General features: G+C 64.5%; 24 protein-coding genes. 18 read left to right on the forward strand and 6 right to left on the reverse strand.

Features of this window, described 5'->3' with window-relative positions:
* Positions 1-36 precede the first annotated feature (36 nt).
* Together QDT69_RS12575 and QDT69_RS12580 are read left to right on the forward strand one after the other, a co-directional pair.
* Complete coding sequence (locus QDT69_RS12575; protein ID WP_279706856.1) at positions 37-1,011, forward strand: helix-turn-helix domain-containing protein; 975 nt, start codon at positions 37-39, stop codon at positions 1,009-1,011.
* Between the two features lie 30 nt (positions 1,012-1,041).
* Positions 1,042-1,452, forward strand: coding sequence for a YkvA family protein (locus QDT69_RS12580; RefSeq protein WP_279706857.1), 411 nt, complete (start codon positions 1,042-1,044; stop codon positions 1,450-1,452).
* On the opposite strand, the gene QDT69_RS12585 is transcribed toward QDT69_RS12580, so the two are convergent.
* Positions 1,433-2,806: a histidine kinase gene (locus QDT69_RS12585; RefSeq protein WP_279706858.1), complete on the reverse strand. Its 1,374-nt coding sequence runs from the start codon at positions 2,804-2,806 to the stop codon at positions 1,433-1,435. The two genes, QDT69_RS12580 and QDT69_RS12585, sit on opposite strands and share 20 nt — an antisense overlap.
* Before the next feature lie 180 nt (positions 2,807-2,986).
* On the opposite strand from QDT69_RS12585, the gene QDT69_RS12590 reads away from it, so the two are divergent.
* Positions 2,987-3,607 (forward strand): response regulator transcription factor, encoded by a 621-nt coding sequence (locus tag QDT69_RS12590; RefSeq protein WP_074125352.1) that lies wholly within the window; start codon positions 2,987-2,989, stop codon positions 3,605-3,607.
* 30 nt (positions 3,608-3,637) lie between these two features.
* Positions 3,638-4,477 (forward strand): S-formylglutathione hydrolase, encoded by an 840-nt coding sequence (fghA, locus tag QDT69_RS12595; protein WP_279706859.1) that lies wholly within the window; start codon positions 3,638-3,640, stop codon positions 4,475-4,477.
* A gap of 150 nt (positions 4,478-4,627) precedes the next feature.
* On the opposite strand, the gene QDT69_RS12600 is transcribed toward fghA, so the two are convergent.
* On the reverse strand, positions 4,628-5,143 hold the full coding sequence (locus QDT69_RS12600) for a DUF3280 domain-containing protein (RefSeq protein ID WP_279706860.1): 516 nt from the start codon (positions 5,141-5,143) through the stop codon (positions 4,628-4,630).
* Positions 5,144-5,280: 137 nt separating this feature from the next.
* On the opposite strand from QDT69_RS12600, the gene QDT69_RS12605 reads away from it, so the two are divergent.
* The 6 genes from QDT69_RS12605 to QDT69_RS12630 all read left to right on the forward strand — a co-directional run bounded on the left by QDT69_RS12605 (position 5,281) and on the right by QDT69_RS12630 (position 10,143).
* Positions 5,281-6,462: an ABC transporter substrate-binding protein gene (locus QDT69_RS12605; protein ID WP_279706861.1), complete on the forward strand. Its 1,182-nt coding sequence runs from the start codon at positions 5,281-5,283 to the stop codon at positions 6,460-6,462.
* A 5-nt stretch (positions 6,463-6,467) separates the two neighbouring features.
* On the forward strand, positions 6,468-7,445 hold the full coding sequence (locus QDT69_RS12610) for a YVTN family beta-propeller repeat protein (RefSeq protein ID WP_279706862.1): 978 nt from the start codon (positions 6,468-6,470) through the stop codon (positions 7,443-7,445).
* The gene (locus QDT69_RS12615) at positions 7,442-8,257 is read left to right on the forward strand and encodes an ABC transporter ATP-binding protein (RefSeq protein WP_279706863.1); all 816 of its coding nucleotides are present in this window, start codon (positions 7,442-7,444) and stop codon (positions 8,255-8,257) included. Before QDT69_RS12610 ends, QDT69_RS12615 begins: the two co-directional genes overlap by 4 nt.
* Positions 8,254-9,102, forward strand: a complete 849-nt coding sequence (locus QDT69_RS12620) for an ABC transporter permease (protein WP_279706864.1) — start codon at positions 8,254-8,256, stop codon at positions 9,100-9,102. The genes QDT69_RS12615 and QDT69_RS12620 overlap by 4 nt, the downstream gene beginning before the upstream one ends.
* Positions 9,099-9,716 (forward strand): hypothetical protein, encoded by a 618-nt coding sequence (locus tag QDT69_RS12625; protein ID WP_279706865.1) that lies wholly within the window; start codon positions 9,099-9,101, stop codon positions 9,714-9,716. Before QDT69_RS12620 ends, QDT69_RS12625 begins: the two co-directional genes overlap by 4 nt.
* Before the next feature lie 130 nt (positions 9,717-9,846).
* Positions 9,847-10,143, forward strand: coding sequence for a copper-binding protein (locus QDT69_RS12630; protein ID WP_279706866.1), 297 nt, complete (start codon positions 9,847-9,849; stop codon positions 10,141-10,143).
* Between the two features lie 52 nt (positions 10,144-10,195).
* On the opposite strand, the gene QDT69_RS12635 is transcribed toward QDT69_RS12630, so the two are convergent.
* On the reverse strand, positions 10,196-10,732 hold the full coding sequence (locus QDT69_RS12635; RefSeq protein WP_279707116.1) for a PQQ-dependent catabolism-associated CXXCW motif protein: 537 nt from the start codon (positions 10,730-10,732) through the stop codon (positions 10,196-10,198).
* Positions 10,733-10,746: 14 nt separating this feature from the next.
* A complete protein-coding gene (locus QDT69_RS12640) occupies positions 10,747-11,628 on the reverse strand; it encodes a substrate-binding domain-containing protein (RefSeq protein ID WP_279706867.1) in 882 nt (293 codons plus the stop codon).
* A 167-nt stretch (positions 11,629-11,795) separates the two neighbouring features.
* Between QDT69_RS12640 and QDT69_RS12645 the strand changes: the two genes are divergently transcribed.
* Positions 11,796-12,722, forward strand: coding sequence for a quinoprotein relay system zinc metallohydrolase 2 (locus tag QDT69_RS12645; RefSeq protein WP_279706868.1), 927 nt, complete (start codon positions 11,796-11,798; stop codon positions 12,720-12,722).
* A 43-nt stretch (positions 12,723-12,765) separates the two neighbouring features.
* Positions 12,766-13,590 carry a quinoprotein dehydrogenase-associated SoxYZ-like carrier gene (locus QDT69_RS12650; RefSeq protein WP_279706869.1) on the forward strand — a complete coding sequence of 275 codons (825 nt, stop codon included), beginning with the start codon at positions 12,766-12,768 and terminating at the stop codon, positions 13,588-13,590.
* A gap of 21 nt (positions 13,591-13,611) precedes the next feature.
* On the opposite strand, the gene QDT69_RS12655 is transcribed toward QDT69_RS12650, so the two are convergent.
* The gene (locus QDT69_RS12655; RefSeq protein WP_279706870.1) at positions 13,612-13,983 is read right to left on the reverse strand and encodes a hypothetical protein; all 372 of its coding nucleotides are present in this window, start codon (positions 13,981-13,983) and stop codon (positions 13,612-13,614) included.
* 134 nt (positions 13,984-14,117) lie between these two features.
* Between QDT69_RS12655 and QDT69_RS12660 the strand changes: the two genes are divergently transcribed.
* From QDT69_RS12660 to QDT69_RS12675, 4 genes are read left to right on the forward strand one after another with little or no spacing between them, the layout of a single operon-like run.
* Positions 14,118-15,050, forward strand: coding sequence for an ABC transporter substrate-binding protein (locus QDT69_RS12660; protein WP_279707117.1), 933 nt, complete (start codon positions 14,118-14,120; stop codon positions 15,048-15,050).
* Positions 15,051-15,052: 2 nt separating this feature from the next.
* A complete protein-coding gene (locus QDT69_RS12665; protein ID WP_279706871.1) occupies positions 15,053-15,790 on the forward strand; it encodes an ABC transporter permease subunit in 738 nt (245 codons plus the stop codon).
* On the forward strand, positions 15,780-16,490 hold the full coding sequence (locus QDT69_RS12670) for an ABC transporter ATP-binding protein (protein WP_279706872.1): 711 nt from the start codon (positions 15,780-15,782) through the stop codon (positions 16,488-16,490). Before QDT69_RS12665 ends, QDT69_RS12670 begins: the two co-directional genes overlap by 11 nt.
* 40 nt (positions 16,491-16,530) lie before the next feature.
* Positions 16,531-16,884 (forward strand): hypothetical protein, encoded by a 354-nt coding sequence (locus QDT69_RS12675; protein ID WP_279706873.1) that lies wholly within the window; start codon positions 16,531-16,533, stop codon positions 16,882-16,884.
* A gap of 4 nt (positions 16,885-16,888) precedes the next feature.
* Here QDT69_RS12675 and QDT69_RS12680 read toward each other — a convergent pair whose 3' ends face one another.
* On the reverse strand, positions 16,889-17,125 hold the full coding sequence (locus QDT69_RS12680; RefSeq protein ID WP_279706874.1) for a hypothetical protein: 237 nt from the start codon (positions 17,123-17,125) through the stop codon (positions 16,889-16,891).
* A 124-nt stretch (positions 17,126-17,249) separates the two neighbouring features.
* On the opposite strand from QDT69_RS12680, the gene QDT69_RS12685 reads away from it, so the two are divergent.
* Positions 17,250-18,404 carry an efflux RND transporter periplasmic adaptor subunit gene (locus QDT69_RS12685; RefSeq protein ID WP_279706875.1) on the forward strand — a complete coding sequence of 385 codons (1,155 nt, stop codon included), beginning with the start codon at positions 17,250-17,252 and terminating at the stop codon, positions 18,402-18,404.
* The gene (locus QDT69_RS12690) at positions 18,397-21,525 is read left to right on the forward strand and encodes an efflux RND transporter permease subunit (protein WP_279706876.1); all 3,129 of its coding nucleotides are present in this window, start codon (positions 18,397-18,399) and stop codon (positions 21,523-21,525) included. Before QDT69_RS12685 ends, QDT69_RS12690 begins: the two co-directional genes overlap by 8 nt.
* The last annotated feature ends 215 nt before the right edge of the window (positions 21,526-21,740 follow it).

Consider the following 21,740-nt stretch of genomic DNA (forward strand, 5'->3'; position numbering starts at 1 on the left):
GCAGTCGCGTTGGGGATCGAATCGGTGGCTGGAAAGATGTCCGATACAGTCCATTCACTCAGCACGAACGGATTGACGCCCAAGCGGCAAATCCAGCGCTGGTCGGATGCGCTCACTGACCTCTGTGGTCAGTTCGACGTCGATGCGCTGGAAGGATCCTCGCTCGAGGGCCGCATCAACTTCACGACGGTCTCGCGATTGAAGCTGTGCCAGATCGAGGCAAGCCAGCACCGGATCGCGCATACCATCTCGCGCATCAAGCTGAGCGAGCATCCGTACATCAAGATCGTCTTCCAGACCCACGGCGTCTCGCATTTCGAGCAGGACGGTCTGCACTTCGACATCATGCCGGGCGACTGCTTCGCCTACGACGTGTCTTGTCCGCATACGATCATCAGCCCGTCCCTGACCCGTCACGAGGTCGTCATCGTGCCGAAGGACCTGCTCAAGGAGCGCGGCTTCCAGCTCTCGAAGATGGCGCCGTGCAAGCTCTCGGCGCGCAACGGCACCGGCCGCATCGCCTATGATTTCGTGCACGCCGCGTTCGGCGAGGCGCCGACGCTGACCCCGGTCAATGCGGTCGGCGTCGCCGATGCGCTCATCGATTTGCTGCTGCTGCCGCTGCGCGAAACCGGCGTCATGTTCGACCGCGGCAGCGCCGAAGCGACCTATGTGCGGGCCCAGGGCTTCATCCGCGAGCACCTGCGCGATCCCGATCTCTGCATCGACCGCATCTCCGCGGCGCTCGGCTGCTCGAAACGGTATCTGCACATGCTGTTCAGCGATCGCGGCATGACAGTCAGCGACTACATCTGGAAGGCCCGGCTACAGAATTGCCGGCAGGAGCTGGAATCCCAGAACGGCAAGACCATCACCGATGTCGCCTTCTCCTGGGGCTTCTCGAGCTCTTCGCATTTCAGCCGCGTATTCCGGAAATATTTCGGCATCGCGCCATCGTCCGTCCACAAGGGTCTGCACAGCGGCATGCCGGTCGACGTGGTGCTGGAGTAGCGTTTCCGTCTGGCGTGCAGGCGTCACGCCATGCTGTCGACCTTCAAACCCTCATCAATCAAGCTGTCCTCAATCAAGGCTTGGGCCCGCAATCTCAAGCGGGACAGTGTTGCGCTGTATCTCGCTTCGCGTGACCCGCGCGTACCATGGTACGCCAAGGCCGTGGCGATCGCGGTGGCGGCCTATGCGCTGTCTCCGATCGATCTGATTCCGGATTTCATCCCGGTGCTCGGCTATCTCGACGATCTGATCCTGCTGCCGCTTGGAATCTGGCTCGCGATCGCGCTCGTTCCGGACGAGGTGATGGCGGAATGCCGCGCCGAGGCCAGCGCGGTATTGCAACGACCGATCAGCCGCGCCGGGATGATCGCAATCATCGTGCTCTGGATCGCCGGTGCACTGGCGCTGATGTGGGCCGCTTTCAGATACTGGCCGCGGTAGTAGCCTTCGGCACCAGCGCTTCGACCGTCACCCCGTCATCGGAGGAGTCGATTTTGAGCGTGCCGCCGAGCGCGAGGATCCGTTCCTGCATGCCGGTCAAGCCGCGGCCAAACCTGTGATCGGCGAGCATGCCGCGGCCATTGTCGCGAACCCGCACCAGCGCGCCGCGGCGGCTTCCGCGCAGGCCGGCCTGCCGCTCGACAGGCTCGATCGTGATAGCGACTGCCGTCGCGCCGGCGTGGCGGAACACGTTGGTGAGCGCTTCCTGGACGATGCGGTAGATCGTCAAATCGGCCATCTCTCCGCTATCGCCGAGATCAGGCGACACGTTACTCTCGATCTCCACCTCCGGGTGCGTCTCGCTCCACAGCCGCACCAGCGCGCCGAGTGCTTCCGCAAGCCCGAGCTCGGCCAGTCCCACCGGCCGCAATCGCTCCAGGATGCGGCGAGTGAACTGCTGGAGCGCATTGACCTGCTCGAGGATGGCGTTGCCGTGCTTGCGCAATGCCGCAGGGTCCGCCCTGTCCATCTCCGACAGCCGGGTCAGCGCACCGGCATGCGCGCGCAGCGCAAACAGATAGGGCCCGAACTCGTCGTGCAGTTCGCGCGCGATCTCCTTGCGTTCGGAATCCTGCAGCGAGACCGCGCGTTCGGCGAGTTGCCGCTTGCTGTCGACAGCCTCGCCAAGCGTCGCCGCCAAATGGTTCAGTTTGGCACAGATCGCAGCCAATTCAGGCGATCCGCCGGGTTCGACCCGTGCCTCGTAATCCCCCGCCTCGATGCCGGTCATGGCCTGCGAGAGCGCCTCGAGCGGCGCCAGTGCACGACCGACCACCAGCATGGTCACCAGCAGCAGCGCCACCGCGATCGCGGAGCCGATCTCGAGCTGGGTAACGATGCCGTCCCAGATCTCGGCGATCTCGTCGTCGGGATGCGAGGTGATGACAAGCGATTGCGGCTTGCCGTGAACCGAGATCGGCACCCGCACCGAGGTCTGCTCGGGATGGACCAGCGCGACGAACCACTCCGGCGGGGCGCGCGGATCGCCGGCGTCCTGCGGACGCTCGGGGGATATTGCGGCCGCGTCATCCTGCCGCGTGATGCTGACATGGCGCAGCCGGCTCAGATCCTCGACGATCTGATCGAGCCGCGCATCGGGATCCGGCGCCTCGTCGAGACCGGCCACGATCGCAGCAACAAACTCGCGCGCGAGCCGGATAACACTTTGATCTTCTGCGTGAACGCGAGGTCCCGCCTCGAACGCCAGCCGCGCGATATTGATGCCTAATCCAAGCGCGAGTATCAGCGCCAGCAACAGGTTGATACGTGCGCGCAAGGATAGCTTTTGCCACATGACGTTGCCCCCGACCGCGATCCCTCCTCCGAGAGGATCGTTGACAGCCAAATTTGCCCGGCTATCTAATCGCACCCTATCGCAATCCCGTGCGAGGTGCACAACCGGTCGGAACCGAGGTGTTCTTCGCGCAAGCCGATGTGATGACGCGTGAATCGATGAGGTCGCCGGAACAGCACCATGCGCATTCTGATCGTTGACGATCATCCCATCGTTGCCTCCGGTTGTCGCACCGTGTTCGCCGACGATCCCGAGATCACCCTGCTCGAAGCCGCGGATGCCGAAAGCGGTGAGCGGGCTTTCGTCGCGGAGAAGCCCGATCTCTGCGTGATCGACATCAACCTGCCGACCGTCTCCGGCTTCGAGCTGGCCCGGCGCATCCTGACCCGTGATGCATCCGCGCGCCTCATCATGTTCAGCATGAACGACGACCCGGTGTTCGCCGCCCGCGCCATCGACATCGGGGCCAAGGGCTACGTCTCGAAGACCGGCGATCCCAACGATCTGGTGGAGGCGGTGCGCGAGGTCGGCAATGGCGGCGTCTATCTGCCGCCGGCGATCGCACGCAACGTCGCCTTTGCGCGGCCGGGCTTTGCGCAGAATCCGCTTTCCAAGCTGACCTCGCGCGAGATGGAGATCCTGCGCCTGCTCAGTTCCGGCAAGAGCCTGTCGGAGATCGCCTGGCTGGTCCATTCGTCCTACAAGACGGTCGCGAACACGTCATCGATCATGCGCCAGAAGCTTGGCGTGCGCACTTCGGCCGAGCTGGTGCGCCTGGCGATCGAGAGCGGCGTCGGCTGACGCCGCGCACCAACACAGAGGAATACGACGATGCAGACGGTTTCCCAGAACAAGTCGCATGGCGGCACGCAGGGCGTCTACCGCCATCCCAGCCGCGAGACCAAGACCGACATGACCTTCTCGGTGTTTGTCCCGGAGCATGCGGCCGGCGCCAAATTGCCTGTCGTCACCTACCTGTCGGGCTTGACCTGCACGCACGCCAACGTCACCGAGAAGGGTGAATTCCGCCAGGCCTGCGCCGAGTTCGGCCTGATCTTCGTCGCACCGGATACCAGCCCACGCGGCGAAGGCGTCCCCGGTGATCCCGCCAATTCCTACGATTTTGGCCTCGGCGCCGGTTTCTATGTTGATGCGACGGAGCAGCCGTTCGCGACCAACTACCGGATGTGGAGCTACGTCACCGAGGAATTGCCGAAGCTGATCGCCGAGCAATTCCCGGTCGATACGACGCGGCAATCGATCCTCGGTCACTCCATGGGCGGTCATGGCGCGCTGACCGCGGCGTTGCGCCATCCCGATCGCTATCGCGCGGCAAGTGCGTTTGCACCGATCGTGGCGCCGTCGCAGGTGCCGTGGGGCAACAAGGCGCTCGGCGGCTATCTCGGCAGCAACAAGCAGGCGTGGCGCAAACACGACGCGGTGGCGCTGATCGAGGACGGCGCCCGCTTCTCCGATCTGCTGGTCGATTACGGCGACGCCGACGGCTTCCTCACCGAACAGCTGCGGCCCGAGCTGTTGAAGGCCGCCTGCGAGAAGGCCGACATCCCCCTCAACTTGCGGCGTCAGCCGGGCTACGACCACAGCTACTACTTCATCTCGACCTTCATGGCCGATCATCTGCACTGGCACGCCGCGCGGCTGAAAGCGTGATACTTCCCGCGCGAAAGCGGCGTGATACCAAAATGTCGAAAACAACCCCATGCAAAGTAGCCGGTTCCGGCGTTCGACCAGACGGCTTGACACGTCGGGCAACTCAGGCGTAAGTTTCTAATATTCAGAAATCATCCAAGCAACCGTCGCTCATCGTGCCTGCGGGGCGCCGTAGTTCGGCGCAAGCAGGCGGTTGCGCACGAGGTAGTCGGTGGCGCGCGACCAGGATTCGTCGGTGTTGCCGCGCATGTCGGCGCTTGCTGCGGCCACCAATTGCCCGGTGTGCACGTCGCGCAGATAGAGATTGATGTTGAGGATCAGGTTGGAGACCTTCTGCACCACGCCCGTCATCGCAAGGTCGGCGCCGAGCTCGCCGGCCAGTTTCACGTCGCATCCGCCGCAGGCCTGAAGATTGCTGCCGTGCGCCGCAGCATTGACGGGCGCGATGTCGATCACGCGGAACTTGCCGGAGTCCGCGAGCTGCTTGCGCACCTGATCGCCGGTGCGGAGCAGTCGCGCCTGTTCGTCGGTCCGCGGCCCGTTCATCTCCCCTTGCAGGCTGGTGTCGATCATCTCGAGGTCGAACACCGCGAGCTTCGGCGGCTCGGCGCGCGCGGCCGCAGACATCACCAGCAGGGATACGACAAAGGCAGATGCTGATCTCATCATTGCGAACCAATCGAAATTTGTAACCTCGCAACGACGAAAAGCGGGGTTGCAAGCCAGGCCAATTTCGTCATCTTGCATCTCAACGCATGGCCCGACAATGCCATGCCCGGTGAAGAAAGATTGCGGGAGGAGTTATGTTCCGATGGCTGATCGGCACGATCGCGCTCAGCATGGTGGCGACCGGCGCATTGGCGGCTGATCCAGTCGTGATCCATATCGGCTATCTCGGCCATGCCGGCATCAAATCGACGCTCTCGCTGGTCGAACAGCCGGCCGACAATGACGGCATCGCCGGCGCGCGCCTCGCGATCGAGGACAACAACACGACCGGGAAATTCCTCAACCAGCGCTTCGCGCTCGACGAGGTCAAGGTCAAGGACAGCGACGATGTCGCCAAGGTCGCGACCGATCTCGCCGGCCACAACGACTACATCATCACCGACCTGCCCGCCGACGCCCTGCTCAGGGTCGCCGACGCGCTGCGCGACCGCGGCACCGTTCTGCTGAACGCGGGCGCGATCGACGACCGGCTGCGCGAGCAGGACTGCCGCGGCAACGTCATCCATGTCGCGCCGACCCGCTCGATGCTGGCGGACGCGCTCGGCCAGTACCTGGTGTGGAAGCAGTGGAAGCGCTGGCTGCTGGTGACTGGTTCGCACGATCAGGACAAGCTCTATGCCGACGCGTTGCGCCGCGCCGCCACGCGCTTCGGCGCCAAGATCGTCCAGGAACGGACCTTCGAGGACACCGGCGGCGCGCGCCGCACCGACTCTGGCGTGACGCTGATCCAGCGTCAAATGCCGGTGTTCACGCAGCAGGCGCCGGCGTACGACGTGCTGGTCGCCGCCGACGAGAGTGAGGTGTTCGCGAACTATCTGCCCTACCGGACCTGGGACCCGCGGCCAGTCGCCGGGTCGGCGGGCCTGGTGCCGACCAGCTGGGACGCGGCGCATGACCAATGGGGCGCCGTCCAGATCCAGAACCGCTTCGTCAAGCTGAACATGCGCCGCATGACCGCGCTCGACATGCAGTCCTGGACCGCCGCGCGCATGATCGGGGAAGCCACGTCCCGCACCAATTCGGGGGACCCAAAAAAGGTCATCGCCTTCCTCAAGGGCAAGGATTTCTCGATCGCGGCCTTCAAGGGCACGCGACTGACCCTGCGAGACTGGAATCTGCAGCTCCGCCAGCCGATCCTGCTGGCCGATGGTCGTATGGTCGTTTCGGTCTCGCCGCAGGAAGGTTTCCTGCATCAGGTCTCCGAGCTCGACACGCTCGGAGTTGACCGGCCTGAAACGAAGTGCAAGCTGCAGTGAGGGAGATGAAACGTATGTGGCGCCGCTGTCTGTTGACCGGGATGCTGGTTTGGCTTGCCGCGACACCGGCGTCCGCCTTCGTTGCCTATGTCTCCAACGAAAAGGGCAACACCGTCACGGTGATCGACACCGATAGCTGGACGGTGACGAAAACCATCAAGGTCGGCCAGCGGCCGCGCGGCATCGAGTTCTCGCGCGACGGCAAGTTCGTGATGGTCGCGGTCGGCGACGACGACACGATCCAGGTGATCGACACCAAGACCCAGGAGATCGTCGACACCCTGCCCTCCGGTCCCGATCCGGAATTGTTCACCCAGGATGCCGCCGGCAAGACCATGTATGTCGCCAATGAGAACGACAACACGGTCACCGTGATCGATCTCGAGAAGCGCGCCCGGCTTGGCGACATCCAGGTCGGCGTCGAGCCCGAGGGCATGACGATCAGCCCGGACGGCAAGATCCTGATCAACACATCCGAAACCACCAACATGGCGCATTTCATCGACACCACGACGCGCCAGATCGTCGGCAATGTGCTGGTCGATTCGCGGCCGCGCTTCGCCCAGTTCAAGCGCGACGGCTCCGAATTGTGGGTCTCCTCGGAGATCGGCGGCACGGTGTCGATCATCGATCCGGTCAAGCGCGAGGTGACGGGCAAGATCACCTTCGAAATCCCGGGCCTGCGCAACGAGGCGATCCAGCCAGTCGGCATCGGCATGACCAAGGACGGCAAGACCGCGTTCATTGCGCTCGGCCCCGCCAACCGCGTCGCGGTGGTCGACGGTGCGACCCACAAGGTGCTCAAATATCTGCTGGTCGGCCAGCGCGTCTGGCACATGGATTTCACCCCCGACGAGAAATATCTGATGGTCACCAACGGCGTTTCGAACGACGTCTCGGTGATCGACGTCGCGGCCCAGAAGGTGATCAAGACCATTCAGGTCGGCGAATTGCCCTGGGGGATCACGATCGCGCAGCCATGACCGCAACCGACGCCCATATTGCGAGCCAGCCCTCGCCGGATGCAAGTCCTGCAGCAACCGCGCAGCCGGCGCTGTCGATCGGCAATGTCAGCCACAGCTACGGTCCACGGCGCGCCTTGATTGATGTCAATTTCACGGTCGCACCGGCGAGCTTCACCGCGCTGCTGGGCCTCAATGGCGCCGGCAAGAGCACGATGTTTTCGCTGGTGACGCGGCTGTTCGGCATCCAGAACGGCCAGATCAAGATCTTCGGCCACGACATCAGCCGAACGCCGGGTGAAGCGTTACGGCTGATGGGCGTCGTGTTCCAGCCGCGCACGCTCGATCTTGATCTGTCGCTGACGCAGAATCTGCTCTATCACGCCGCGCTGCACGGCATCTCACGGCGCGAGGCGCGGCTGCGCAGTGGTGAGGTGCTCACGCGCATCGGCCTTGCCGACCGCGCAACCAGTAAGGTGCGCGATCTCTCGGGCGGTCAGATGCGGCGGCTCGAGATCGCCCGCGCGCTGCTGCATCGCCCGCGGCTGCTGCTGCTCGACGAGGCCACCGTCGGGCTCGACGTCAAGGCGCGCGCCGACATTCTCGACCATGTCCGCCAGCTCGTCACCGAACAGGGCATCGGCGTGCTCTGGGCGACGCATCTGTTCGACGAGATCGTGCCGGGCGACGACCTCGTGGTGCTGCATCAGGGGCGGATGCTGGCGCACGGCCCGATGTCGCGCGTGATCGCGGACGCGGGCGCCCAGGACGTCAACACCGCGTTCATGCGCCTGACCGGAACGGCAACCCTCACCGGAAAACCGCCAACATGAGCAGCACGACGGTCACAACTGAGCGAAGCGGCTTCTCGGTGTCGGAATACATCGTCTGCCTGAACGGCATTGTCTGGCGCGAGGCGCTGCGCTTCCTGCATCAGCGCGAGCGCTTCGTCTCGGCATTGGTCAGGCCGCTGGTCTGGCTGTTCATCTTCGCGGCCGGCTTCCGTCAGGTGCTCGGCATCTCGATCATCCCGCCCTATGAGACCTACATTCTCTACGAGGTCTATATCGCGCCCGGCCTGATGGCGATGATCCAGCTGTTCAACGGCATGCAATCCTCGCTGTCGATGGTCTACGACCGCGAGATGGGCAACATGCGCACGCTGCTGGTCAGCCCGCTGCCGCGCGGCTATCTGTTGTTCTGCAAGCTGCTCGCCGGCACCGCGGTGTCGCTGCTGCAGGTCTACACCTTCCTGCTGATCGCGTGGTTCTGGGACATCACGCCGCCGACCATCGGCTACCTCACCGTGCTTCCGGCGCTGATGCTGTCGGGCCTGATGCTCGGCGCGCTTGGCATGCTGATCTCGGCCAGCATCAAGCAGCTCGAGAATTTCGCCGGCGTGATGAACTTTGTCATCTTCCCGATGTTCTTTGCCTCGTCGGCCCTCTACCCGCTCTGGCGGGTGCAGGAAGGCAGCCCGATGCTGTATTATGTCTGCCAGTGCAACCCATTCACGTACGTGGTGGAGCTGATCCGGTTTGCGCTCTATGGCAAGATGAACTGGGTTTCGCTCGCGGTGGTCGGCGGCTGCACGGTGGTGTTCATGATCGGCGCGATCCTGGCTTACGATCCATCGCGCGGCCTGGTGCGCCGCGGACCCGGCGGAGGCGAGGCATGACACGCTGGCGAACGGGACTTGGCGCGCTGCTCGCGATGGTGCTGTCGAGCCAGGTCGCATCGGCCGCGGACCCGCGCTATCCGGACTGGCCCTGCCAACAGGCCAAGGTGCCCGAGATCTCGCTGGCCGCGGTCTGGGCCGGGCCGCCGCTCGGCGATGCCGAGACCAAATGGAGGGACGATCCGAAGATCAGTGCACTCGCGACCAAGCTCGCGGCGCGCCGCGTCCCGCTCGAGGATGCGCAGAAGCAGATCACCGAGTTCCTGCAGGCCGCCGCGGCGGACAAGGCCAATGCGGGAAAATTGCTGTTCGCGGGCCTGTTCGATACGCTCAACGGGCAGCGCGCCTCGGTCATGAACGGGCTCGAGCGCGTGATGCGCAAGCAGCGCGAGGCCGCGGAGAAGATCCGCGACGATACGGTCAAGCTGCAGGCGCTGCAGGATGCCACCCCGCCGGACCAGGCCAAGGTCGACGAACTCGGCAACCAGCTGGTCTGGGAGACGCGGATCTTCGAGGACCGCGGGCGGGTGGTGAAATTCGTCTGCGAGGTGCCGACCACCATCGATCAGCGCCTGTTCGCGCTCAGCCGCACCATCCAGCAGGAACTGGATTGAGGCCTGCGACCGATCGCGCCGGCGAACATTAAACCTGCCGCCTCAGTGCCTCCTTTGGGCCGCACCGACCCGGAACCAACCGCGCTCCCCGTTCGTTGTCTCCAACTATATCTGAATTTGGGAGACCTCGATGAGAGCAGCCAAGATCGTCATGACCAGCCTCGCCGCTGCGAGCCTGATCACCTCAGCGGCTTTGGCCCAGCAATCCATGTCGGGAATGGTCACCAAGATTGACCGACTGCGCAGCACCATCTCGATCCAGCAGACGCAGAGCGGCACGGTGGGCGCGACCGGCGCTGCGATTCAGGAATACAAGGTGCCCAAGGGACAGTCGCTCGAAGCCTTCCACGCCGGTGACAAGGTGACGTTCACCGCGTCGGACAGCGACGGCGGCAAGACCATCGACAAGCTCGACAGGGAGAAATAACGCGCTGGAGCGTATGCGCTGGAACGTTTTCCTGGCCGTGCCGAGGACGGCGTCACTGCTCGCCCTCGCGCGGCTCGGGCTCCGCATCCGCCAGCGGCAGCTTGGCCCGTTCCCATCCGTCGGTTCCCTCCGGATACCACGCCACGTTGCGGTAGCCGTAGGAGAGCAAGCGCTTGGCCGCATTCCACGACATCCAGCAACTCTCCTGGCAGTAGATCACAAGCAACTTTGCTCTGTCGTCCCCGGAGGCACGCGCCAAGCCGCGCCGCAGATAGTCCTCGGTTGACGCGGCAAGCCTGCCGTAGCCGGTGTCAGGCAGCCAGATGCTGCCGGGGATGTCGCGATGCGGCCGCTCGCGCCACACCGTGCCGACCGGCAGTTTAGGCTTCGGCGCGCGTGGCAGCACATCGACGAAGGCACCGGACCTGTCGCGCCAGATCGCTGCCGCTTCCTCCGTCGTGAGCACGCGTGCGCCGGCAAGCGTGGCCGGCACCGGTGCGCGGTAATCCTCGGTGCGGTACCCCTCAGGCTCTGCGGGCTGGTCCTGCGCGCAGACAGGCGAAGCGGCGACCACCAACACCGCCACCATGACCGCGAGTCTGATCATGGCGACTTGGTTGCGGTCTCCGGCCCGATCGGACGGTCGTTCTCGTCAAGCAGTGGAACGCCGAAGTCGAGCAAGATCTTGTTGATCGCTGGCTGGTTCTCCTGGATCAGGCGGTTGAGCTGCCGCTTCCAGTTCTGGTCGGACCCGCGCACGCCCATGCCGATGCGATACACCAGCTTTGGTCCCGTGGTCTCCTTGACCAGCGGCGTGATATGCAGCGGCGGGTTCGCCTTCTTGGCATAGAAGCCCGCCATCGGCCCCCACAGGATGCCGGCATCGATCTCGCCCTTTTCGAGATCGTTCATCATCGCCTCGGCCGAGGAATCGTAGCGCGTATCGATCATCAGCGGATAAGGCTTCGCATTGCCCATCAGCCCGTTGATGGCCATGTTGGTCGCCGGCGGCGTTCCGGCGACGATGCCGATATGCTTGCCCTTCAGCCGCTCATCCTCGAGCGTCGTGACCTCGTCCAATCCGCTGCCCGGCTTGGCGACGATCGCATAGGCCGTACGGTAATACGGATTGGTGCCTTGCGCGAGGTCGTCGCCCTGCGGAAATCCCATGATCACGTCGCAGCGATGCGAGCCGAGGGTGACCCGCACGAAGCCGGTCGCCTGCGGGAAATACATGTAATCCAGCTTCTTCTGCAGCTTCTCAGCGAACAGCTCGCCGATCTTGTTCTCAAAACCCTCGCCCTTGTCGTTCGAGAACGGCAGGTTGCGCGGATCGGCACAGATGCGGAGCACTTTGGGATCGACCAGCTCGATGGAGAGTTCGCCCTGCTCATTGACCTGCGCACGCGCGATGTCGCGGCCGGCGAGACAGGCGATAAAGCCGACAAGCGCGAACAGGACTGAACGGCATCCGACAACTCTCATTACGCGGTCTCCTCTTGAGCGGACAGGTCACCGTCATCAAGCAATTGCCCGGCAAAGCATGACGTGCAACAGGGATAATGATCGCGACGGCGCCGCGTTGCTTGTTGCAGCGCAAACGGACGTGAGACGACATCGTTCGCGCGTCCCGGAGAAACTGAGGCGGAAACATGGCTCATGGCGGTTCGGTGCTTGCGCTGCTCCTGATGCTTTGGGCGCCGACCATAGCGCGGGCGCAAGAGGCGGAATTGCCTGTGAGCGAAGTCGCCCCCGGAATCTTCGTTCACACCGGCGTCACTGCATTGATGACGCGCGAGAACGAAGGCGCCATCGCCAATGTGGGCTTCGTGATCGGCGACAGTGCCGTTGCCGTCATCGACACCGGCGGCAGCCTCCGCGAAGGGCGGCAACTGCGCGCCGCGGTGCGCAGCCATAGCGACAAGCCGATCCGCTACGTGATCAACACCCACGCGCATCCGGACCACAGCTTCGGCAACGCGGCGTTCGTCGGCGACGGGACCAGCTTTGTCGGCCACAAGGCCTTGCCCCGCGCGCTGGCAGCGCGCGGGCAATTCTATCTCGACGGATTTCGGCGGACCATGGGCGATGCCTTGATCGACGAGGTGCGGATCATTCCACCGACCGTGCTGGTCGAGGACACGCTGAAGCTCGACCTCGGCAGACGGAGCCTCACTCTGAAAGCCTGGCCGCCCGCCCACAGCGACAACGACCTCACCGTCTTCGATGAGCGCAGCGGGACCCTGTTCGCCGGCGACATGGTATTCCTCGAGCATATTCCCGTGGTCGACGGCAGCCTCAAGGGCTGGCTGCGCGCACTCGATCAACTCGCGGCGATTCCCGCCGAGCGCGTGGTTCCCGGTCACGGACCCGTGAGCGCATGGCCTGCGGCGCTCGCCGACGAACGGCGTTATCTCGAGACGCTGGCCACGGATGTGCGCGCGCTGGTCAAAAGCGGCAAGCCGATCACGGCTGCGGCGGAGCATGCCGGGGCAGCTGAGCGGCCGCGCTGGCAATTGTTCGATGACTACAACGCCCGCAACGCAACTGCAGCATTCTCGGAAATTGAATGGGAGTAGCTGTTGGTCCTATGATAATGCGACTGCATAGGATCTCGTGAACATGACCGGACACCGCGCCCGCCTGCTCTGCATCGCCAGCCTGCTTGCGATCGTGCTGGGCACACCGGCCGCGCCCGCGGCCGAGACCTATGATCCCTGGCCGGGCCTCGTCCAGGACATCTTCAGCAATCGTCCGATGAATGACGGCAACGATGTCATCGGCATCGAGATGCCGGCGCGCGCGGAGGACGCGGCGATCGTTCCGGTAACGCTGCGCACCAAGCTGCAACCTAGCGACAGCCGCCGCGTCGTCGCCATCACCCTTGTTATCGACGAAAATCCCGCACCGATGGCCGCGAAATTCACGCTCGGGCCGGACGCCAACGTCACCGAGATCTCGACCCGCGTCCGCGTCAACAATTACACCAACGTGCACGCCGTCGCGGAGCTCAGCGACGGCAAGCTCTATGTGAGCAAGGTCTACGTCAAGGCATCCGGCGGCTGCTCGGCACCGGCCGGCAAGAACGTCGAGGAAGCCAAGAATCACCTCGGCCAGATGCGCTACCGGCAATTCACAAAGTCCGAACAGGGGCCGGCGACCAGCACGCGGGAAGCCCAGATCATGATCGGGCATCCGAACAATTCAGGCCTGCAGATGGACCAGGTCACGCAGCTCTATATCCCGGCCTTCTTCGTCAACGAGCTGCACATCTGGCAGGACGACAGTCCGGTGCTGGCCATGGAGGGCGGAATCTCGATTTCCGAGGACCCCAACATCCGCTTCACCTACGTCTCGAACGGCGCCAAGCACTTCCGTGCTGAGGCCAAGGATACCGACGGGCACGTCTTCGAGCACGAATGGAAGGTCGAGAATCCCGGGACCTGAAGGGCGACCTCGCGATCAACACTAGAAGCACCTGACTTCGGCTTCGGCCTGGGCGCGCCTGAGGTCGTTGAGCGCGTTCGCGGCCTGCTCGGACGAGCGGAACTGGCCGCCCAGATTGCCGCGCACCTGCGCCATGCTCAGCACGGTCTCGGCTGTGACGTACCGATCATAGGGGATGATCGAGGCGACGACGTCGATCGAGCAGGAGCACTGCTCGATCGACTGCCGGGATTCGCCATTGGCCTTCATGCAGCCGAACACATACTCCGCCCGCGCCGAGGTCGGATAGTCGTTGATCTCCTGAGCCCGCGCGTCGATCGTCGTCCCGGCGAGCACGGCCAGGAAAACCGCCAGGACGGCGACAATCGGTCGTAGCATGCCAGCTCCTGCCATGGTCGTGCTTCCTCTTCTCTTCCCGCAAGCTATGCTATGGGTGTTGATCAGAAAAGAAAACATTCGGGGAAGTGGCTCAATAAACGATGATCATGTCTGTACGCACGGTGTTGGCTGCGGCAGTTCTGGCGGTCATGCAGTTCGGCACCTCGTGCAACGCGGAGACCATCCGCGTTGCAGCGCAGAAGACCGGAACGCTGGCCTGGGAACTGGCTGTTATTCGCTCCCATGGTCTCGACAAGAAGGCCAATCTGTCGATCGATGTCGTCGAGCTCGCCAGCCCCGAGGCCGGCAAGATCGCGCTGCGTTCCGGCACGGCGGACGTCATGGTGTCCGACTGGCCCTGGGTGTCGCGCGAGCGTTCGCTCGGTGCCAAGCTGCAATTCTATCCCTATTCGAGCGCGCTGGGCGCCGTGATGGTCCCGGCCGCCTCGCCGGTCAAAACGCTCGCCGATCTCAAGGGGCGTAAGCTTGCCGTCGCCGGCGGCGCCATCGACAAGAACTGGCTATTGCTGCAAGCCGCCTTGAAGCAGGACGGCGTCGACCTGAAGTCGCAGGCAACCATCGTCTATGGCGCGCCGCCACTGCTCGCCGCCAAGACGCTGGGCGGCGAGATGGACGCGACGCTCAACTACTGGAATTTCTGCGCTGCCCTCGAGGCCAAGGGCTTTCGCCGTCTCGCCGGCATGGAAGAGATCCTGCAAAAGCTCGGCAGCAAGGGCCGCATCGCGATGATCGGCTATGTCTTCGACGAGGCTTGGGCTGGCGCCAACAAGGACCTGGTGGCCCGCTTCATTGCCGTGACGCGCGCCGCGAAGGAGATTCTGGCGACCTCGGACGCCGAATGGGAAGCAATCGCGCCGCTCACCGGCGCGCAGGATCCGGCGACGCTGCAGGCCTATCGCGATCGCTACCGGGAAGGCATCCCGCGCCGTCCGATCGCTGACGAAGAGGCGGACGCACGCATACTCTACCGGGTGTTGGCGCAGCTCGGCGGCCGCGACCTCGTCGGCACGGCAACCGAGCTCGATCCCGGCACATTCTACCAAGCGATCCCGGGAGACTAGCGGTGCTGCGCCTCCTGTCATTCGCGCTGTTCATCGCAACCTGGTGGATCGCCTCGCTCGTGATCGGCGATGCCAAGCTGCCGGCTCCGCCGGCGGTGCTGGCGGTGCTCATCGCCGAGGCACGATCGGGGGCGCTGTTCGTCAACCTCGGCGCAACGCTGGCGCGCGTCGCGCTGGCTTTCACGCTTGCAATGGCGATCGGCTCGGCGATCGGCTACCTGATGGGCCGCGTCTCGCTCGCCAATCGCCTTGGCGATCCCTGGCTGATCCTGCTGCTCAATTTGCCGGCGCTGGTCGTCATCGTGATGGCCTATATCTGGGCCGGGCTGACCGAGGTCGCGGCGATCGCGGCCATCGCCATCAACAAGCTGCCGACTGCCGTGGTCACGCTGCGCGAGGGTGCCCGCGCGCTCGACCCTGCGCTCGACGAGATGGCAACGGCGTTTGCCTTGCCGCGCGGCCGCGCGTTCCGGCATGTGATCCTGCCGCAGCTTGCGCCCTACATCGCGGCTGCGGCGCGCTCCGGGCTCTCGCTGGTCTGGAAGATCGTGCTGGTCGCCGAGTATCTCGGCAGGCCGAACGGTGTCGGCTTCGAGATCGGCGTCGCCTTCCAGCTGTTCGACATTCCGCTGCTGCTCGCCTACTCGCTGAGCTTCGCCGGCGTCGTGCTGGTCATCGAGACCCTGATGGTGCAGCCGTTTGAAACCAGGCTAACGCGGTGGCGGCTCCGTGCAGCTTGAGGTCAAGATCACAGGCAAGAGTTTTGCGAGCGTGGCCGGGAAGCGCCACGACGTGCTCGACAACGTCACCTTCACATTGAACGCCGGCGAAGTCGGCGTGCTGTTCGGACCGTCGGGCTGCGGCAAGAGCACCCTGCTCAAGATTCTCGCCGGGCTCGACGGCAACTATCAGGGCCACGTCACGCGCTCGCCCGGCATGCGCCTTGGCATGGTGTTCCAAGAGCCGCGGCTGTTGCCCTGGCGCACAGTCGAGGAGAACGTGCGGCTCGCCGCACCTGACGTCGACGACGGCACCTTGGCGGCGCTGTTCGAGGTGCTCGAACTGAGCGCGCATCGCAACCACTTTCCCGGCGAGTTGTCGCTCGGCCTCGCCCGCCGCGTCGCCCTCGCCCGCGCCTTCGCCATCGAGCCCGATTTCCTCATCCTCGACGAACCGCTGACCTCGCTCGACAATGCCCTCGCGGGCAGGCTGCGCGACCAGGTCGCGACGCTGGTGGCCAGCCGGAAGATGATGACGCTCCTGGTCACCCACGATCTCGACGACGCCGTCCGCCTCGGTGACCGCCTGTTCTTCCTGTCGCCGCGGCCGGCCCGAATCCTTCACGTCGAAACCATCGCCAAGCCGCGCGCGACGCGCAGCGAGCCGGAGATCGATGAACTCAAGCGGCAGCTCTCGCAGTTGGACCTTGCAAATATGTGAGACGCCGTCATCCTTGGACAAAGCGTTAGGGAGAAGTCGGATGTCGCGTTCGTCGATTGCCGTTGGAGTTGCCTTGCTCGTGCTGCCGGCCGCAGTGCTCGCCCAAAGCAAGGGCAAGGGCATCCGGTTGTGGAATCTGACCAGCGCCACGATTTCGAGCTTCGAGCTGTCGCCGGCGGGCAAGAATGAATGGGGTCCCAACCAGACGCTGAACGACAAGGACAAGGAAGTCGACCACGACGAGCGCTTGCGTATCACCGGCGTCGAGCCCGGCCGCTACGATGCCAAGGTCGGCTATAGCGGGGGCAAGCAGTGCTTGGCCCGCGACATCGAGATCAAGGCCGACGCGGTGTTTTCGGTGTCCGACAAGGACCTGAAGGACTGCAACAAATAGAGCGCTAGCCCGCGGGCGGCTTGCCGTCCGCGCTCGCGCGATCATTGGTGTGCGGATATTCGCACCGCCATCGCACCGCGGTCCATTTGGGATGTTCGCCGACCCACTGCGCGATGTAGGGCGGCGCGGCCATGACGCATTGCTGCAGCGAGCCGCTCCAGTTGAACACCAGATGCTGCTCCTCGCAGGTGGCGGGCGACAGCACGGCACATACAGTGACGATCAGATCAATCGGGTTCATGCATGAGACCTCGCGGGCGCCGTCAAAAAGATAACATAAGCGCTACGCCCACAGCAGCCGGAAGTTTCATATTCGCGCGAGATCAAGCGGAACCCGGCGGTCGCGGCCCCGCAAGCAGGCCGGCGTGACCCGAGCCAACAACCGTGAAACCGACGCCTTGCCGCCGGTTGATTTCGTCAATAAGCTGGTTCCCACAACTGCTAACAGGCTGATGGCTCTTACGGAAACCTCCCGGCGCGGCGTCGCGGTCGCCATATGCTTGCTGGCGCTCGCCGCCGGCGCTTGGGCTGTCACGGGTCAGGTTCGGCGCGCAGCGGCGGAGTTGCAGCCGGACAAGCCGGATTCGAGCCGCACCGAGCCCTCCCGCACCGCAAACAGCGACCAGGCACCGGTCAAGCTGACGCCCAGCCAGCAGGGACAGATCGGGCTCGAAACTTCGGTTCTGGAAGCCGCTCCGCACCCTGAGCAATTCCGCGCATACGGTGCAGTGCTGGACATCTCGCGCATCACGGAGCTCACCAACAGCTACGCCAATGCGCAGGCTCAACTCCAGACAGCGCAGGCCAAGCTCGAAGTCGCGAAGAGCGCATTCGACCGGACCAAGAATCTCGTCGACTCCGCCGCGCTCCCGAGAAAGGAAGCCGAAACCGCGGAGGGAACGCTGCGAACCGACAGGGCCGCGCTTGCCGCGGCAGAATCGCAGCTCAGGACTCTCGCAGCAACAGCACAGCAGGAATGGGGGCCGGTGATCGGCCGCGGAATCGTCGAGCGTTCGCCCACGGTCGTCAGGCTGATCGAGCGCGATCAATTCCTGGTTCAGGTGACGCTGCCGCCCGGCGTGAGTGTCACCGCGACTCCGGGAACGGCCCTCGCACAGGCGCCGACGCGAAATGCGAATATCGATCTGCAGTACATCTCCCCGGCGACACGCACCGACCCCCGGATTCAGGGATTGAGCTATTTCTTCTCCGCGCCTGGCGACAGCGGCCTGCTGCCCGGCATGAACACCACGGTCTATGTGCCGTCGGGCACCACTTACGAAGGCGTATTCATCGAGGATACCGCGATCGTGCGATGGCAGGGCCGATCGTGGGTTTACCTGCGCGTGAGCCCCGACAGCTTCCGACGGCATCCGATCAGCACGGATCAGCCGGTCTCGGATGACGACTACGTCGTCCGAGACATCCCGTCGGGATCCGAAATCGTCATCCGGGGTGCACAGGTCTTGCTGTCCGAGGAGGCCAAGAGCGAGCTTCGCAGCGGCGATGACAATGACTGACGGCACCGGCTCCGACCGTTCAGGACCGCAAGCCGCTCTCGTCGCGTTCGCCATCCGCTTCCGCGGCATCGTGCTCGCGCTTTCGTTCGCGCTGCTGGGCTACGGCCTGTTCGCGCTGGGCGAAGCCAAATACGGCGTCTTCCCCGAATTCGCACCGCCCCAGGTCACGATTCAGACCGAAGCTCCGGGCCTCAGCCCGGAGCATGTCGAGATTTTGGTCACGCAGCCGATCGAAACGTCGATCAACGGCCTAGCCGGCGTCGAAAGCCTGCGCTCGTCGTCGATCCAGGGCCTCTCCGTAGTGACAGTCGTCTTCCAGCCGGGCAGCGATATCTATCGGGCGCGCCAATTGGTGACGGAGCGTCTCTCAGCCGTGGCCGCGCGGCTGCCACAGGGCGTACAGCCGCCCTCGATGACGCCGTTGACTCCGCTGGCCGGCACGGTGCTGGTCATTGGCCTGACGTCCGACCGGCGCTCGCTGATGGAATTGCGCACCGTTGCGGACTGGACCGTGGCAAGACGGCTTCTGGCCGTCACGGGCGTGGCACAAGTATCCACCTACGGCAAAGACGTCAGGTCATTGCAAGTGCAGGTCCGCCCGGACGACCTGATCCGATTCCGGGTCAGCATGAACGATGTGCTGGCCGCCGCGCGCAAGGCCACCGGCGTACGGGGCGCCGGCTTCATCGATACCGCCAATCAGCGCGTCACGCTGCAGACCCAGGGACAGTCCTTGACCCCCGATCAGCTCGCCCGCACCGTTCTTCTGCACGAAGGCGGCGCGAGCGTGGTTCTGGGCGACGTCGCCACCGTCGTGACCGCTCCCGAGCCGCCGATCGGGGCCGCCCTCATCGACGGCGTGCCCGGCATCATGCTGATGGTGAGCCAGCAATACGGCGCGAACACGCGGGAGGTCACCGCGCGGGCGGAAGCCGCCCTGCAGGAGCTGCGACCTGGCCTTGAAGCCGACGGTGTCAAGCTCCATGCGGACATCTTCCGGCCTGCCAATTTCATCGACGCGGCGACCGAGAACGTGCTCAACGCCTTGTTGATCGGCGGGGCGCTCGTGGTCGTTGTCCTGTTTCTGTTTCTGTTCGACTGGCGCACCTCGATCATCAGCTGCACTGCCATTCCCCTCTCGTTGATTGCGGCCGTGCTCGCACTGCAATGGATGGGTGAAACGCTCAACACGATGACGCTGGGCGGCCTTGCGATCGCGATCGGCGAAGTCGTCGATGACGCCGTGATCGGCGTCGAGAATGTGGTACGTCGATTGCGCGAAAACCGCCGGGCGACGGCGCCGAGACCCGAGGCTCGCGTCGTGCTCGATGCCTTCCTCGAAGTGCGTACCGCCGTTGCCTATGCGACATTTGCGGTGCTGCTGGTCTTCTTCCCGATCCTGACGCTTTCCGGCATTGCCGGTCGCCTGTTCGGGCCCCTGGGCATCGCCTACATCCTGGCCGTGCTCGCCTCGCTGGCGGTCGCCCTTACGGTGACGCCGGCGCTCTCCATGCTGCTCCTCGTCGGCAGGACCGGCGGACAGCGCCTGCATGAACCGCCCGCGGTGCGGTGGTCCCGTCGCCACTACCAGTCCTTGCTGCGTCATATCGGCCGTTACCCGAAGCTGGTGATGGCGGCGGCCGCGGCTTTGACGATCGCCGGCGCGGCGATGCTGCCCTTCTTCGGCGGGACCTTCCTGCCGGATCTGCGCGAAGGCCATCTGATTCTGCACGTCTCCGCGATCCCCGGCACCTCGCTCGACGAATCGCTCCGTATCGGCAAGCTGATGACCGATACGCTGCTAAAAATCCCGGGTGTACGGCGGGTGGCGCAGCATGCAGGCCGGGCCGAGGCCGGCATCGACACGGTCGGTCCGCATTCCAGCGAGTTCGAGGTCGACCTGGAGCCCGGGCTCTCAGGCCGGGCGCAATCCGCGGCGGAAGCGCGCATCAGGGCCGCTCTTGCCGGCTTCCCCGGGGTTTCCTTCTCGAGCAAGACCTACCTGACGGAACGCGTCGAGGAGACCGTCTCCGGCTTCACCGCGGCGGTGGTCGTCAACATCTACGGGCCCGATCTCGATTTGCTCGAGCGCGCAGCGCGCGACGTCGCGCGGGAACTGGATGAGGTCGCGGGGGCCGCCGACGTGCAACAACGATCCCCGCCGGGCATGCCGCAGGTCAATGTGACGCTCCGCCCGACGGATCTGCAGCGCTGGGGGCTCGATGCGGTCGAAGTGCTCGAACTCATTCGCACCGCCTATCAGGGCGATGTCGTCGGCCAGGGATATGAAGGCAATGCCGTCTTCAATGTCATCGTGATCCTCGACGCACATGCCCGCGGCCGAGTGACTCAGATCGGCGACCTGCCTGTGCGGACGCCGAGCGGCGCTTACGTTCTGCTGAAGCAGATCGCCGACGTCTACGAGACTTCGGGCCGCTATCAGATCCAGCACCTGAATGCGCAACGCGTTCAGACCGTCACGGCGAACGTCAGCGGCCGCGATCTCGAATCCTTCGTGGCCGCCGCCAAACGCAAGCTGGCCCGCGAAGTCACGCTGCCGCCCGGTGCTCACGTGGAATTTGCCGGTGCCGCCGAGGCCCAGGCCAGGTCGCGGCACGATCTCATCGTCAACTCCTTGCTGGCCGGGACGGGCATCGTCATTCTGCTGGCGATGGTGACCGGTCATTGGCGAAACCTGTTGCTGGTGATGATCAACTTGCCGTTTGCGTTTGTCGGCGGCGTGTTCGCCCTGGCGTTGACCGGCGGCCTGCTCTCGCTCGGGTCAATGGTCGGGTTCGTCACGCTGTTCGGAATCACGCTGCGCAACTCGATCCTGATGATCTCGCATTACGAGCATCTGGTCCTGGTCGACGGTCGCGTGTGGGGACTGGATACCGTGATCGAGGGCGCGGCCGACCGCCTCGTCCCGATCTTGATGACATCTCTGGTGACCGGCCTCGGATTGCTGCCGCTCGCGATCGGCGCAGGAGAACCGGGACGTGAAATCGAGGGCCCGATGGCGATCGTCATCCTTGGCGGCCTGATGACCTCGATGGCACTCAGTCTGCTGGTGCTACCCACCCTCGCGCTTCGATATGCGCGCTTCAAGAACCGCCCGTGAGCACGCGCACGGCGCGTGACGATCTATTCGCCCCACAGACAGGCCGCGGTGCTGGCCAGGCATAGGCGCAGCACAATCCGGCAATGGACGGTTGATATCTTGGGCGGGATCGTCGAAGCCCGTTCAGGTGAGGCTTTGCGCGACGGACCGGAGCGATCATTTCGACCGGCGTCCGGAGATCGACGGACCCGCCGACACTGCCACGGCTCCGACGG

This window comes from Bradyrhizobium sp. CER78 (assembly GCF_029846235.1).
Classification (GTDB): domain Bacteria; phylum Pseudomonadota; class Alphaproteobacteria; order Rhizobiales; family Xanthobacteraceae; genus Bradyrhizobium.

Excerpts from the sequence above, each read along its gene's own strand:
- QDT69_RS12645 (WP_279706868.1), top strand. The coding sequence starts at position 11,796 with ATGGCTCATGGCGGTTCGGTGCTTGCGCTGCTCCTGATGCTTTGGGCG.
- QDT69_RS12650 (WP_279706869.1), top strand. The coding sequence starts at position 12,766 with ATGACCGGACACCGCGCCCGCCTGCTCTGCATCGCCAGCCTGCTTGCG.
- QDT69_RS12625 (WP_279706865.1), top strand. The coding sequence starts at position 9,099 with ATGACACGCTGGCGAACGGGACTTGGCGCGCTGCTCGCGATGGTGCTG.
- QDT69_RS12635 (WP_279707116.1), bottom strand. The coding sequence starts at position 10,732 with ATGGTGGCGGTGTTGGTGGTCGCCGCTTCGCCTGTCTGCGCGCAGGAC.
- QDT69_RS12615 (WP_279706863.1), top strand. The coding sequence starts at position 7,442 with ATGACCGCAACCGACGCCCATATTGCGAGCCAGCCCTCGCCGGATGCA.
- fghA (WP_279706859.1), top strand. The coding sequence starts at position 3,638 with ATGCAGACGGTTTCCCAGAACAAGTCGCATGGCGGCACGCAGGGCGTC.
- QDT69_RS12655 (WP_279706870.1), bottom strand. The coding sequence starts at position 13,983 with ATGGCAGGAGCTGGCATGCTACGACCGATTGTCGCCGTCCTGGCGGTT.
- QDT69_RS12580 (WP_279706857.1), top strand. The coding sequence starts at position 1,042 with ATGCTGTCGACCTTCAAACCCTCATCAATCAAGCTGTCCTCAATCAAG.
- QDT69_RS12585 (WP_279706858.1), bottom strand. The coding sequence starts at position 2,806 with ATGTGGCAAAAGCTATCCTTGCGCGCACGTATCAACCTGTTGCTGGCG.
- QDT69_RS12660 (WP_279707117.1), top strand. The coding sequence starts at position 14,118 with ATGCAGTTCGGCACCTCGTGCAACGCGGAGACCATCCGCGTTGCAGCG.
- QDT69_RS12690 (WP_279706876.1), top strand. The coding sequence starts at position 18,397 with ATGACTGACGGCACCGGCTCCGACCGTTCAGGACCGCAAGCCGCTCTC.
- QDT69_RS12640 (WP_279706867.1), bottom strand. The coding sequence starts at position 11,628 with ATGAGAGTTGTCGGATGCCGTTCAGTCCTGTTCGCGCTTGTCGGCTTT.
- QDT69_RS12630 (WP_279706866.1), top strand. The coding sequence starts at position 9,847 with ATGAGAGCAGCCAAGATCGTCATGACCAGCCTCGCCGCTGCGAGCCTG.
- QDT69_RS12605 (WP_279706861.1), top strand. The coding sequence starts at position 5,281 with ATGTTCCGATGGCTGATCGGCACGATCGCGCTCAGCATGGTGGCGACC.
- QDT69_RS12675 (WP_279706873.1), top strand. The coding sequence starts at position 16,531 with ATGTCGCGTTCGTCGATTGCCGTTGGAGTTGCCTTGCTCGTGCTGCCG.
- QDT69_RS12680 (WP_279706874.1), bottom strand. The coding sequence starts at position 17,125 with ATGAACCCGATTGATCTGATCGTCACTGTATGTGCCGTGCTGTCGCCC.
- QDT69_RS12575 (WP_279706856.1), top strand. The coding sequence starts at position 37 with ATGTCCGATACAGTCCATTCACTCAGCACGAACGGATTGACGCCCAAG.
- QDT69_RS12620 (WP_279706864.1), top strand. The coding sequence starts at position 8,254 with ATGAGCAGCACGACGGTCACAACTGAGCGAAGCGGCTTCTCGGTGTCG.
- QDT69_RS12600 (WP_279706860.1), bottom strand. The coding sequence starts at position 5,143 with ATGAGATCAGCATCTGCCTTTGTCGTATCCCTGCTGGTGATGTCTGCG.
- QDT69_RS12590 (WP_074125352.1), top strand. The coding sequence starts at position 2,987 with ATGCGCATTCTGATCGTTGACGATCATCCCATCGTTGCCTCCGGTTGT.
- QDT69_RS12610 (WP_279706862.1), top strand. The coding sequence starts at position 6,468 with ATGAAACGTATGTGGCGCCGCTGTCTGTTGACCGGGATGCTGGTTTGG.